Source organism: Olsenella urininfantis, assembly GCF_900155635.1.
Classification (GTDB): Bacteria; Actinomycetota; Coriobacteriia; order Coriobacteriales; family Atopobiaceae; genus Olsenella_G; species Olsenella_G urininfantis.
Genome location: NZ_LT732540.1, coordinates 1348031 through 1361287 on the forward strand (window position 1 = coordinate 1348031; position 13257 = coordinate 1361287).

The 13257-nt window shown below is 65.6% G+C and carries 11 protein-coding genes; 6 read left to right on the plus strand and 5 right to left on the minus strand.

What is annotated here, in order from left to right; all coding sequences use genetic code 11:
• Positions 1-360 precede the first annotated feature (360 nt).
• The 3 genes from CZ375_RS06180 to asnS form a co-directional block, all read right to left on the minus strand.
• Positions 361-1401 (minus strand): YeiH family protein, encoded by a 1041-nt coding sequence (locus tag CZ375_RS06180; RefSeq protein ID WP_077598783.1) that lies wholly within the window; start codon positions 1399-1401, stop codon positions 361-363.
• A 173-nt stretch (positions 1402-1574) separates the two neighbouring features.
• Positions 1575-2861 carry an O-acetylhomoserine aminocarboxypropyltransferase/cysteine synthase family protein gene (locus CZ375_RS06185; RefSeq protein WP_077598382.1) on the minus strand — a complete coding sequence of 429 codons (1287 nt, stop codon included), beginning with the start codon at positions 2859-2861 and terminating at the stop codon, positions 1575-1577.
• A 116-nt stretch (positions 2862-2977) separates the two neighbouring features.
• The gene (asnS, locus tag CZ375_RS06190) at positions 2978-4387 is read right to left on the minus strand and encodes an asparagine--tRNA ligase (protein ID WP_077598383.1); all 1410 of its coding nucleotides are present in this window, start codon (positions 4385-4387) and stop codon (positions 2978-2980) included.
• A 116-nt stretch (positions 4388-4503) separates the two neighbouring features.
• Between asnS and CZ375_RS06195 the strand changes: the two genes are divergently transcribed.
• A complete protein-coding gene (locus CZ375_RS06195; protein WP_077598384.1) occupies positions 4504-4998 on the plus strand; it encodes a GAF domain-containing protein in 495 nt (164 codons plus the stop codon).
• Between the two features lie 32 nt (positions 4999-5030).
• On the opposite strand, the gene CZ375_RS08455 is transcribed toward CZ375_RS06195, so the two are convergent.
• Positions 5031-5162 (minus strand): hypothetical protein, encoded by a 132-nt coding sequence (locus CZ375_RS08455; protein ID WP_268794212.1) that lies wholly within the window; start codon positions 5160-5162, stop codon positions 5031-5033.
• A gap of 76 nt (positions 5163-5238) precedes the next feature.
• On the minus strand, positions 5239-5961 hold the full coding sequence (locus tag CZ375_RS06200; protein ID WP_077598385.1) for a B3/B4 domain-containing protein: 723 nt from the start codon (positions 5959-5961) through the stop codon (positions 5239-5241).
• A 346-nt stretch (positions 5962-6307) separates the two neighbouring features.
• Here CZ375_RS06200 and hypB point away from each other — a divergent pair, with 346 nt between their 5' ends.
• The 5 genes from hypB to CZ375_RS06225 all read left to right on the plus strand — a co-directional run bounded on the left by hypB (position 6308) and on the right by CZ375_RS06225 (position 12996).
• Entirely contained in the window at positions 6308-6979 is a 672-nt protein-coding gene (gene hypB, locus CZ375_RS06205) for a hydrogenase nickel incorporation protein HypB (protein ID WP_077598386.1), read from the plus strand.
• A 91-nt stretch (positions 6980-7070) separates the two neighbouring features.
• On the plus strand, positions 7071-10052 hold the full coding sequence (locus CZ375_RS06210) for an FAD-dependent oxidoreductase (protein ID WP_327196222.1): 2982 nt from the start codon (positions 7071-7073) through the stop codon (positions 10050-10052).
• Between the two features lie 2 nt (positions 10053-10054).
• Positions 10055-10399, plus strand: coding sequence for a hydrogenase maturation nickel metallochaperone HypA (locus tag CZ375_RS06215; RefSeq protein WP_077598387.1), 345 nt, complete (start codon positions 10055-10057; stop codon positions 10397-10399).
• Positions 10400-10417: 18 nt separating this feature from the next.
• On the plus strand, positions 10418-11824 hold the full coding sequence (fumC, locus tag CZ375_RS06220; protein WP_077598388.1) for a class II fumarate hydratase: 1407 nt from the start codon (positions 10418-10420) through the stop codon (positions 11822-11824).
• Positions 11825-11841: 17 nt separating this feature from the next.
• A complete protein-coding gene (locus CZ375_RS06225; RefSeq protein ID WP_077598389.1) occupies positions 11842-12996 on the plus strand; it encodes an NAD(P)-dependent malic enzyme in 1155 nt (384 codons plus the stop codon).
• The last annotated feature ends 261 nt before the right edge of the window (positions 12997-13257 follow it).

Sequence of the window (13257 nt, forward strand, 5' to 3'; positions counted from 1 at the left end):
TGCGTGGTGCTCCTCAGGCCTGGCCGGGCAGGTGCAATGCCCCCGTTTCGGTGCTAGACACCCTTTGATACCCAAATGGCGCCGTGATATGCCATGCAAGCTGCCACAATTGCGCAGGGCGCACCTGGATGAGGTGGGTGAACGCGCAGGTTGGGGCTTCTCTCGGCCGAAAAGGACGTGTTCACCCACCTGGAGACCCTGTATTGGTGGGCGAATGCAACGTTTTTGTCACCGCATGGCTCCACAAGACGCGTTCGCCCACCAAACCAGACACGTCAGGTGAGCGAACACGAGAGAAAACACTGACCGAAGCAACAAGCGTCACATCTACCCACCGGGGCGGACGGGGCACCTGCCGAACTACCAGATCCCCAAGACGTGCTGGGCGAGCAGGCTGGTGGCTATGATGCCCAGCCAGCAGCAGAATCCCAGCGCGATGGGCTTGCCACCCGTGCGCACCAGCCTGACGACATCAGTGTTGAGGCCAATGGCGGCCATGGCCATCACGATGAGGAACTTGCTCAGGGTCTTGAGCGGGGCGAACGCCGCAACGGGGATGCCTGCCGCAGTAGCGAGGGTAGTCGCCAGGGAGGCAAGCACGAACCAGAGCAAAAACATCGGGAAGGCGCGCCTGAGCGAGAAGCCGCTCCCCTCGCCACCCTTCTCGCGACGTGCCCTCAGCAGGGCCAACGCCAAGGTGATGGGGATGATGGCCAGGGTGCGCGTCAGCTTGACGGTCACGGCCTTGTCAAGGGTCGCCGTGCCCAGACCCCAGAGCGCATCCCAGGTTGATGCGGTTGCGGTCACGGAGGAGGTGTCGTTCACTGCGGTGCCCGCGAAGATGCCAAATGCCTCGCCGGAAGTGGTGCTGAAGCCCAGCAGGCTGCCAAAGGAGGGAAACACCAGGGCTGCCACCAGGTTGAACAGGAAGATGACGGACATGGCCTGCGCCACCTCGGAGTCGTCGGCATCCACCACGGGAGCCGTGGCCGCGATGGCAGACCCTCCGCAGATGGAGGACCCCACGCCCACAAGGGCAGAGATCTTGGTGGGCACCTTGAGAAGGCGGTGCATGAGGTAGGCGACAACGAGCGAGGAGCTGATGGTGAGCACGATGATGGGCAGGGACTGAGCGCCCGTCTGGGCAACCACACGCAGGTCGAGGCCAAAGCCCAGCAGCACCACGGCAGTCTGGAGCAGCTTCTTGGAGCTGAACGCTATGCCCGCGTCAAAGCCCGCGCGCCTCTCGCCCTTGAGGAAGAGAGCCACCACCATGCCCGCGACGATGGAAAGCACGGGGCCACCCACCACCGGAAATGCCGTTCCCACAAACCAGCACGGCACGGAAATTGCCAGGCAGAGCAGGATGCCCCTGCCCCTCTCGCCCACGAAAGAACCCATCTTGCCTCCCCATTGCATGAATTTGCGCAGGTGAGACTATAGACCCCTCTTGCCCCAGTCCGCAACCCCGTCAGCAGGTGGCGTCATTGGGGGCCGCTTCGCGGGGTTCGACCAAAAAGGCCCGCAGCCCGCCAGTTGGTGGCGGGCTGCGGGCCCAAGGGAATCCACGGACCCTATCGGCAGGCGTCCAGGGCCTGGGAGAGGTCGGCGATGAGGTCCTCCTTGTCCTCCAGGCCGCAGGAGAGGCGAATCATGCCCGCAGGCACGCCCGCGGCGACAAGCTCCTCGTCGCTCAGCTGGCGATGCGTGCTGGTGGCCGGATTGAGGCAGCAGGTGCGTGCGTCGGCCACATGGGTCTCGATGGCAGCCAGGCGCAGCGCGGCCATGAACTTCTCGGCCATGGGACGACCCCCGGAGAGCTCGCAGGAAACGACGCCGCAGCCACCCTGGGGAAGGTACTTCTGTGCCAGCTGGTAGTAAGGGCTGCTGGGAAGTCCCGGGTAGTTGACGCTCGAGACCAGGGGATGCCCCTCGAGGAACTCCGCCACGGCCTGCCCGTTCTCTACGTGACGCGGCATCCTCACGTGCAGGGACTCCAGCCCCAGGTTGAGGTAGAACGCGCTCTGCGGAGATTGGGTGCAGCCAAAGTCACGCATGAGCTGGGCCGTGGCCTTGGTGATGAACGCCCCCGCCTGACCGAAGCGCTCGGCATAGACGATGCCGTGATACGAGTCGTCGGGCGTGGTGAGCCCAGGGAACCTCTCGGCATGGGCCATCCAGTCGAACGTGCCGCCATCCACGATGGCGCCTCCCACGGCCACGCCATGGCCGTCCATGTACTTGGTGGTGGAGTGGGTCACGATGTTTGCGCCCCACTCGAGGGGCCTCAGGTTGACCGGCGTGGGGAAAGTGTTGTCCACGATCAGGGGCACGCCCTTCTCGCCTGCCACGCGGGCGAACTTCTCGATGTCCAGCACCGTGAGAGCAGGGTTTGCGAGGGACTCGCCGAAGAGCGCCTTGGTGTTGGGCTGGAAGGCGGCGGCAAGCTCCTCCTCGCTCGCGTCCGAGGGGACGAAGGTGGACGAGACGCCCATCTTGGCCATGGTGACCTTGATGAGGTTGTAGGTGCCCCCGTAGATGGACGACGAGGCGACGATGTGGTCGCCTGCCTCGCAGACGTTGAAGAGGGCGAAGAAGTTGGCCGCCTGGCCCGAGGATGTCAGCATGCCGGCGACGCCACCCTCCATCTGGGCGATCTTGGAGGCGACGTGGTCGCAGGTGGGGTTCTGCAGGCGAGAGTAGAAGTAGCCCTGCGCCTCGAGGTCGAAGAGCCTCCCCATGGCCTCGCTGCTGTCGTACTTGAAGGTGGTGGACTGAATGATGGGAACCTGGCGCGGCTCCCCGTTTCCTGGCGTGTATCCTCCCTGCACGCAGCGCGTGCCGATTCCCTGACCCGTCATGCGGCCTCCCTCTCGTGTGTTCGTCCCTTGGCAGGCTTTTGGTTATAGCATCTGGGTCCCCGGCGTGCCTGTCGTTAACATGGCTGCCACACACCGGGCACCTTCCGGCGGCGCGGCTAGAACTCCGCGTTGCCCACGGTGCGTGGGTGCGGAAGCACGTCGCGGATGTTGTCGATGCCCGTGAGGTACATGACCAGCCGTTCGAAGCCCAGGCCGAAGCCCGCATGGCGACAGCCGCCGAAGCGGCGCAGGTCGCAGTAGTGGCGATACTGCTCGACCTCCATGCCCAGCTCGCGAATGCGGCCCTCGAGCAGGTCGAGGCGCTCCTCTCGCTGGGATCCGCCGATGATCTCCCCTATGCCGGGCACGAGGCAGTCGGCGGCGGCGACGGTCTTGCCGTCATCGTTCAGGCGCATGTAGAAGGCCTTGATGGCGGCGGGGTAATCCGTCACGAAGGTGGGACGCTTGAAGTGCTGCTCGGTGAGGAAGCGCTCGTGCTCGGTCTGGAGGTCTGAGCCCCAGCTCACGGGGTACTCGAAGCTGGCGCCAGACTCCTGGGCGGCCTCGAGAATCTTGATGGCCTCCGTGTAGCTCACGCGCGCGAAGTCGGACTCCGCAACGTGGCGCAGGCGTTCGACCAGCCCCTTGTCCACGAACTTGTTGAGCATCTCGAGCTCGTCGGGGCAGGTGTCAAGGACATGCGCGATGACCCCCTTGAGCATGTCCTCGGCAACGTCCATGTCCTGCTCGAGGTCGCAGAAGGCCATCTCGGGCTCCACCATCCAGAACTCGGCCGCATGCCTGCGGGTATTCGAGTTCTCGGCACGGAAGGTGGGGCCAAAGGTGTAGACGTCACCGAAGCTGAGGGCGAAGTTCTCGGCCTGGAGCTGGCCCGAGACGGTCAGGCTCGTGGGCTTGCCGAAGAAGTCCTGACTCCAGTCCACCTTGCCGTCCTCGGTGCGCGGCGGGTTGTCGGGGTCGATGGTGGTCACGCGGAACATCTCGCCCGCGCCCTCTGCGTCGCTGGCCGTGATGATGGGCGTGTTCACGTAGACGAAGCCACGGTCCTGGAAGAAGCTGTGGATGGCCATGGCCGCTACGCTGCGCACGCGGAACACGGCACGGAAGAGGTTGGTGCGGCTGCGCAGGTGCTGCTGGGTGCGCAGGAACTCGCGGGTGGCACGCTTCTTCTGCATGGGGTAGTCGGGTGCGGACGCACCCTCCACCACGACCCTCTGAGCCTGCAGCTCGATGGGCTGGGGGCGGTCGGGCGTGAGGGCCAGAACGCCCTCGACGGCCAGGGCAGCCCCCACGCCCTGGGAGACGATGAGGTCATAGGGCTCGTCGCCCAGGGACTCGCGGTTCAGGACCACCTGCAGGTCCTTGAAGCAGCTGCCGTCATTGAGCGTGACGAAGCCGAAGTTCTTCATGTCGCGGATGGAACGGACCCAGCCTGCGACGCTTACGCTGCCGCCTGCCAGCTGGTCCTTCTCGGCATGGAGCGTGGCAATCCTCGTACGGTTCACGTGGGCTTCCCTTCGTGGGGATAGAAGTTGACGTTTTACCTGCAACACGATAGCGCAACAGCCACGCGGCTCGCAGCACATATAATGCCCGAGACCGCAAGAGACGTGGAGGGACCATGACCAAAGAAGCTGACTTCGACCTGCTAGCCGCCCAGGTGAGAGCCCTGACAGAGGAGGGCGGGCACTGGCTGCCCGTGCTTGCCAACGCCTCGGCGCTGATCATGGACGCGCTTCCACAGCTCAACTGGGCGGGCTTCTACCTTGCGAGCCAGGGAGAGGGTAATCGGCGCAGCCTGGTGCTGGGCCCCTTCCAGGGCAAGGTGGCCTGCACGAGGATCGCCTGGGGCAGGGGTGTGTGCGGCACCGCCGCCGAGAGGGACGAGCCTCAGCTGGTGGCCGACGTCCATGCGTTCCCCGGGCACATCGCCTGCGACAGCGCCTCGGCCTCTGAGGTTGTGCTGCCGCTGCACGACGGCAGCGGCTCCGTAGTGGGGGTCCTGGACGTCGACTCGCCCGTCCAGGGCCGCTTCGACGAGAGCGACCTTGCGGGGCTGGGGCTGGTGGCCAATGTCATCGAGGGCTGCTGCGGCTTCGATGGACCGCCCCTGTAGCGGCGCTGCCCCCAGAGGGCCAGGGGCCGGCCTCAGCGGGCGCTGCCCTTGCCCATCACGCGCCCCAGCTCCAGGACCATGACGGAGGTCTTGTCCAGCGCCGCCTCCATGTAGCGCACGCCCGCCTCCATGTGCTCGGGCGAGTACTTGCGCAGCAATGCCATCAGGCCCGCGCGCTTCTCGTCATCGTCCGCGACTCCTTGCGCATCTTGAACTCCATGGCAACCTCCCGTGCGATGCCTAGCGCAGCTCCGTCTCTGGATGCTTGCGGGTCAGGAAGTCCTTGTTGGTGACGATGCCGCCCAGGATCTCCTCCGCGAGCCTGGCCATCTCCTCGATGGCCGCATGCAGGTCCTTGGAACGGGAGGGGTCCACGTTCTCCATGATGAACATGCAGTGCGGGGTCTCGTCCGTGGCCTCGGTGCGCTGGCCGTCTCGCCAGTTCCAGCAGCGACAGATGGCTCCCGCGTCATCCAGGTAGGCGATCTCGCCGGGCAGGGTGGGGTCGTTCTCCTCCTCGCCGATGGGCAGGAAATAGTCTCCGCCCTCGGTCTTGGCAAGGCGGAAGGTGCCCTCTATGGCCTCGATGTTCTCCACGCCGATGGGCAGGGCGTACTTGAGCGAGATGGCGTTGGACACGTCCACCGAAGGAACGATGTGACGCACGGGGTTGCCCTTGGAGATGCGCTTGATGAGATTCTCCACGGAGACGCGGGCGCCCTTCTTGGTCTTGAACTTCTGGTAGGCCTTGCGCCACACCGCTACGACCTCGTTCTCGCTGATGGTGTTGCTGGTGATCCACTTCTCCGCCGAATTGTTGGCGTGATCGAGCAGGCGGGCCGCACGCTGGGTGGCCTCCTCACCAATCTTGTCGGGGGGAAGGATTCCGTCCACGCAGACGATGCCTATTTCTACCTCGGGAAATACCTCCCAGAACGAGTCCTCTACCACGAATTTCCTCATTGCCGCCTCCCTGCAGCCGTTGCCGGAAATGCGTCACTATCATGCTCCCCAGGCACATCTTCACTGGAAAAATAGTAGCAACGCACCACGCAAACGCGGACAGGCGAAACCGAGGGGGCGCACGTCGCGTGGGCGGGGATGCACGCGGAGCGGCAAATCGTGCGCCGATGCGCCAAAAGTATGCAGGGACCGGCCATCATACGCGAACGGCGCATACATCTGTGCGTCTCGTGAGCGCAGGGAAAAATTTGTCAACGGTACCTGCCTGGGTCTCGCCAGTTGGAGCCAGCTATTCTCATATACTTTCTCTCATCCATTTTTTACGCATTTCGAAAAGGGAGCACCCATGGAGAACGTTCGCGTCATCGAGGTGAAGGAGAACGTCTTCGCCAGCAACATTCGCAATGCAGACGAGCTGCGCGCACGCATGAGGGGCGAGGGCTGCCTGCTCATCAATCTCATGTCCTCCCCTGGCAGCGGCAAGACCACGTTGCTCTCGGCCACCATCGATGCCCTCAAGGACGAGATGGGCATCGGCGTCATCGAGGCGGACGTTGACTCTGCCGTGGACGCCAAGACCATCCAGATGCACGGAGCCCGCGCGGTGCAGGTGCATACCGGCGGCATGTGCCACCTGGATGCCGGCATGTGCGACCAGGGTCTGGCAGAGCTCGACACCACTGGGCTCGACCTGGTGTTCATAGAGAACGTGGGCAACCTCATCTGCCCCGCGGAGTTTGACACGGGAGCCGCCAGGAAGGTCATGATCCTCTCGGTTCCCGAGGGGCACGACAAGCCCCTCAAGTACCCGCTCATCTTCGAGGTCTCTGACCTCGTCCTCATCAGCAAGTGCGACGTTGCTCCCTACTTCGACTTCGACATGGAGCAACTACGCAAGAACGTAGCCGACCGCAGGCGCAGCAGCCAGATCCTTCCCCTGTCTGCCAAGACTGGCGAGGGCATGGACGCCTGGCTGCAGTGGCTGCGCGACGAGGTGGCCGCCTGGAAGCAGGCATAGCCACGCGCCCCACTGCGCCCCGGGCACGACATTAGCCAGCTGCGCGTCCGGTGGGGGCCGGGCGCGCAGACAGAGGAAGTCAGGAGAGAACGTGTCTGACATCAGCAGCCCAGACTTCGAGCGCACCGGCCAGGCAGGCTTCGCCGTTGCGCGCCAGACCATGAGCGCACGCCTTTCCGAGGCGGAGATCCAGGCAAGAAACGAGCTCCCCACCTGCGTGTCCAACGGCGACCCCTTCCGCGTGATCGCCGAGGAGGTCCAGGTGGAGCACGCGGACGCCACCCACTGGCGCCACGAGGACGAGGGCGGCGTGGGACCTGCCGCGCATGCGCCCCTCAAGCCCGGCGTGCTGCGCGAGGTGAGCAAGGTCACCGACCGCATCCCCAAGAAGCTCGGGCTCGAGAATATGAGCGAGAACGACCCCGAGTACTGGGGCATCGCCTCCGTCATGACCGAGGAGGAGGCGGAGCTCACCAAGCACATGAAGGTGCGCATCCCCGAGACCCTCTCGCAGATGGTGGAGGGCTCCGGCATGCCCGCAGGGCGCGTTCAGGAACTTCTCGACGCCCTCTGCGTCAAGGGCGTCATCGAGTACAACTGGGAGAACCTCGACGGCACGAACCCCACCCACGAGAGGCGCTTCGTGCTTCCCATGTTCGTGCCCGGCATGGCCGAGTTCACGGTCATGAACCAGCAGCAGATGGTGGAGCACCCCGAGATAGGCAGCATGTTCGAGCGCATGACCTTCCTGCCCCTCACCAAGGTCACCAAGATGGTCCCCCAGGGCGGGGCCGGCATCGGCATGCACGTCATCCCCGTCGAGCGCGCCATCACCCACGAGAACGTGAGCGCGGATGTGGAGCACCTCTCTCACTGGCTCAGGAAGTACGACCGCTACGCCGCTGGCGCCTGCTCCTGCACCGTGTCCGAGCGCGCCCGCAACAGCAACGCCGGCCGCGACGCCCAGAACTGGTGCATCGGCGTGGGCGACATGGCCGACTACCTCTTTGAGACGGGCAAGGGCCACTACATCAGCTACGACGAGGTCATCGAGACCCTCATCCGCGCCGAGAAGAACGGCTACGTGCACCAGATAACCAACATCGACGGCCAGGACAAGATCTTCGCCATCTGCAACTGCGACGTAAACGTCTGCTACGCCCTGCGCACCTCCCAGCTCTTCAACACGCCCAACATGAGCAGGAGCGCCTACGTGGCCCACGTTGACAGCGAGCGCTGCGTGGCCTGCGGCGGCTGCGTTGAGATCTGCCCCGCCGGGGCCGCCCAGCTGGGCCAGAAGCTCTGTACCGACCACGGCCCCCAGAGCTACCCGCAGCAGCCCCTGCCCGACGACAGACCCTGGGGCGAGGAGGACTGGGACCCCGACTACAAGAACAACAACCGCATCGAGTGCCACGAGACGGGCACGGCCCCCTGCAAGACGGCCTGCCCCGCCCACGTGAGCGTCCAGGGCTACCTGCGCCTGGCGGCCGAGGGGCGCTACCGTGACGCGCTTGCCCTCATCAAGCAGGAGAACCCCTTCCCCGCCGTCTGTGGCCGCGTCTGCAACCGCCGCTGCGAGGACGCCTGCACCCGCGGGACCGTTGACGACGCCGTGGCCATCGACGAGGTCAAGCGCTTCGTCGCCACCAAGGACCTCCAGTCCGAGAGCCGCTACGTCCCCGAGCCGCGCATACCCTCCAACCGTGGGCGCCTCCCCCAGAAGGTGGCCATCGTTGGCGCCGGCCCCGCCGGCCTCACCTGCGCCTACTACCTGGCGAACATGGGCTACTCCCCCGTGGTCTTCGAGCGCAACCCCCTGCCCGGCGGCATGCTGACCTACGGCATCCCCGCCTACAAGCTGCAGAAGGACGTCGTTGCCGCAGAGATCGACGTCATGCGCGAGATGGGCGTGGAGATCCGCTGCGGCGTGGAGGTGGGCAGGGACGTCACCTTGGCCCAGCTGCGCGAGCAGGGCTTTGCCGCCTTCTACCTGGCCATCGGCTGCCAGGGTGGCCGCAGGGCGGGAATCGAGGGCGAGGGGGGCCCAGACGTCTGCAGCGCGGTGGACTTCCTGCATCAGGCCATCGAGGAGCCCCAGCTGGAGGTGTCCGGCACCACCGTGGTGGTGGGCGGCGGCAACGTTGCCATAGACGCCTCGCGCGTCTCCCTGCGCTGCGGGGCCAGCTCCGTCGCCATGGTCTGCCTCGAGCAGGAGGACCAGATGCCCGCCCTTCCCGTGGAGCGCGAGGAGGCCCGCGCCGATGGCGTCGCCATCAGCTGCGGCTGGGGCCCCACGCGCGTGGAGCGCGACGAGGGCGGCAAGGTCACGGGCGTGAGCTTCCGTCGCTGCCTCTCGGTCTTTGACGAGAACGGCCGCTTCACCCCGCTCTTCGATGACTCCGACACCATGCTGGTGCCCTGCGACCGCGTGGTCATGGCCATTGGCCAGAGCGTCGTCTGGGGCGACCTCCTGGCGGACGAGTCCGTGGACCTGCGCCCCAACGGCGGGCCCCTGGCGGACTCCAAGACCTACCAGACCGCCCAGAAGGACGTGTTCGTGGGCGGGGACGCCTTCACCGGGCCGCGCTTCGCCATTGACGCCATCGCCGCGGGCCACGAGGCTGCCGTGAGCATCCACCGCTTCGTGCAGGTGGGCTCCTCCCTCACCCTGGGCCGCAACCAGCGCCACTACGTGGAGCTTGACAAGGAGCACCTTACCCTGCCCCAGAACATGTCCGGGGAGGGACGCCAGGCGCCCACGGTGGACGAGGTCACGAGCATCCTGCACAACTGGAGCGACCCGAAGCGCTGCTTCACCGAGGAGCAGATCAAGATCGAGTGCGCCCGATGCCTGGGCTGCGGCGCCTCCATCGTCGACCCCAACAAGTGCATTGGCTGCGGCCTCTGCACCACACGCTGCGAGTTTGATGCCATCCACCTCACCCGCGACAACCCCGGGTGCTCCACCATGTCACCCTCCGAGGAGAAGATCAGGAAGATACTGCCCTACGCCGCGAAGCGCGGCATCAAGATTCTGCGCAACAAGGCGACGGGCAGGGCGGGACGCTAGCCATGCACGAGCTGGGCGTGGTCTTCGCGATGATCGACACCCTGGAGGAGGTGGCGCACGAGAACGGCATCGCCCACATCAGCAAGGTGACGCTGGACCTGGGCGAGGTGAGTGGCGTCGTTGCCTCCTACCTGCTCGACTGCTGGAGGTGGGCGGCGGACAAGCGCGACTGGCTCGAGGGGGCCACCCTCGAGGTATGCGAGGTCGAGGCGACAAGCGTCTGCAACGCCTGCGGCAGGACCTACGCCACCGTGGAGCACGGACGCCAGTGCCCGCGCTGCGGCAGCGAGGACACAGAGCTCCTGTGCGGCCGGGAGTTCCAGATACGAGACGTGACGGTCTACTAGCCAGAGACGGAGCGCCGGATGGGAAAGAGTCGGGATGGTCGGGGTGACTTCAGGGCGGAGCACGACTCCCTGGGGGAGGTCCTGGTGCCCGCCGACGCCCTCTGGGCCGCTCAGACCCAACGCTCCCTCGAGAACTTCCGCATCGGCACAGAGACCATGCCCGAGGGCATCATACGCGCCTTCGCCCTGCTCAAAAAAGCCGCCGCACAGGCAAACATGGAGCTCTCCTGCCTGGACCCCCAGGCAGGAGAGCTCATCTGCCTGGCTGCGGACGAGGTTCTCTCCCATCAGCATGACGACAGCTTCCCGCTCAAGGTCTGGCAGACGGGCTCGGGCACGCAGTCGAACATGAACCTCAACGAGGTGCTCGCACGACGAGCCAACCAGCTCGCCGCCCAGAAAGGCGTCTCTCTTGAGAAGCCCATCCACCCCAACGACCACGTGAACCGCAGCCAGAGCTCCAACGACACCTTCCCCACCGCGCTGCACGTCGCGGCGGTGCTGGCCCTGACGGAGGAGCTCATCCCCGCGGCTCGCCGGCTCGCCGCCACCTTCGAGCGTCTCGAGCGCGAGAACGAGGGGGTGGTGAAGAGCGGGCGCACCCACCTGCAGGACGCGGTTCCCATTGCCTTCAGCCAGGAGATATGCGGCTGGCGCGGCATGCTCGAGGCCGGCATGGAGCAGCTGGAGGCGAGCCTTCCGGGCCTTTTGCGCCTTGCCCTGGGAGGCACCGCCGTGGGAACGGGCCTCAACGCCCCCGCCGGGTTCGACTCCCTCGTTGCCGAGAGGATCGCCGCCCTCACCGGCCAGCCCTTCGTGACGGACCCCAACAAGTTCCACGCCCTCACCAGCAAGGACGCCCTGGTGTTCAGCCACGGCGCCCTCAAGGCGCTTGCGGCAAACCTCATGAAGATCGCCAACGACGTGCGCTGGCTGGCCTCTGGCCCCCGCCTGGGCCTGGGAGAGATTTCCATCCCCGCCAACGAGCCCGGGAGCTCAATCATGCCCGGCAAGGTGAACCCCACGCAATGCGAGGCCCTCACCATGGTGGCCGTGCAGGTCATGGGAAACGATGCCGCGATCGGATTTGCCGCAAGCCAGGGCAACTTCGAGCTCAACGTCTTCATGCCGGTCATAGCCCTGAACTACCTGCAGTCAGCGCGCCTGCTCGCCGACGCCATGGAGAGCTTCAACGCCCGGTGCGCCTGCGGAATAGTTGCCAACAGGGAGCGGATGGCCCACAACCTGCACCATTCGCTCATGCTGGTCACCTGCCTCAACCCCCACATCGGGTACGAGCGTGCCGCTCAGGTTGCCCACAAGGCCTTCGAGGAGCGGCTGAGCCTGCGCGAGGCCTGCCTGGGCCTAGGCTTCCTCACGGCAGAGCGCTTTGACGAGGTCTTCAAGCCCGAAGAGATGGTCTAGCCACGAAAGAAGGACTCATGGACGAGACAAGCAGGCTCAGCCTCCAGCTGCACGAGAGGCTCCAGGGCAAAATCGAGGTCGTCTCTCGCAAGCGCGTGACCACCAGGGAGGACCTCTCGTTGGTCTACACCCCAGGGGTCGCCGAGGCCTGCCGCCAGATACACGCCGACTACCAGAGGTCCTGGGAGCTCACGAGACGCTCCAGGCTCGTTGCTGTGATCACCGACGGGACTGCCGTGCTGGGCCTCGGAGACATAGGCCCCGCCGCGGGCATGCCCGTCATGGAGGGCAAATGCGCCCTTTTCAAGGAGTTTGGCGACGTTGATGCCTTCCCCATCTGCGTGGACACCCACGACACCGACGAGTTCGTTCGCACGGTGCAGCTCATCTCCAAGAGCTTTGGCGGCATCAACCTCGAGGACATCGCCGCCCCGCGCTGCTTCGAAATCGAGCGGCGCCTCAAGGAGCTCTGCGACATTCCCGTCTTCCACGACGACCAGCACGGCACCGCCATCGTGGTGGCGGCGGCCCTCATCAACGCCCTGAAGGTCACGGGTAAGCGCATGGGAGAGGTCAAGATCGTGATCAACGGGGCGGGGGCCGCAGGCTGCGCCATCGGCACGCTGCTTGCCCACATGGGCTTCGGGAACGTGGTGATGTGCGACGTCAACGGGATCATCTGCGAGGGGGACGAGGGCCTGCACGAGGGCCAGGAGGCCCTCAGCCACATCACGAACGCCAGACACGAGCACGGCAGCCTGGCGGATGCCCTGGTGGGGGCAGACGTCTTCGTGGGCGTCTCGCGCCCGGGGCTCGTCAGCAAGGAGATGGTTGCCAGCATGAACGAGGGCATCGTCTTCCCCATGGCCAACCCGACGCCAGAGATCATGCCTGAAGAGGCGCTGGCTGCCGGGGCTGCCGTGGTGGGGACGGGTCGCTCCGACTTCCCCAACCAAATCAACAACGTCCTGGTCTTCCCCGGCATCTTCAAGGGAGCCCTGGCGGCTCGAGCCACCAAGATCACCGAGGAGATGGAGGTTGCGGCGGCGCATGCCATTGCCTCGGTGGTGCCAGACGAAGAGCTGTCCCCTGAGAACATCATTGCCTCCGCCCTTGACAAGGGTGTTGCGGACGTGGTTGCCCGCGCGGTTGCCGAGCACGTGCACGGCTAGTGGCCTGCCGTCACGGCCATACGATATAGTGTGGAGAATCACTCTCATACACTTTTCTGACGTTATCGCAGCCCAGAACCTGAGGAGGCGTACGTGATCAACAGCACGCTCGTTGCGCGCGCCGCGGTGGTGGCATAGCGATGGCATACCAGAGCCGAGGCGGCAGGCGGCCCGAGGGCCGCAGCGCGAGGGGGTCCTGCACGCGGGCCGGCAGAGGCGGCGTCCAAGGGCGCGGCAGACGGGAGCCCGGCGGCTCCCGCA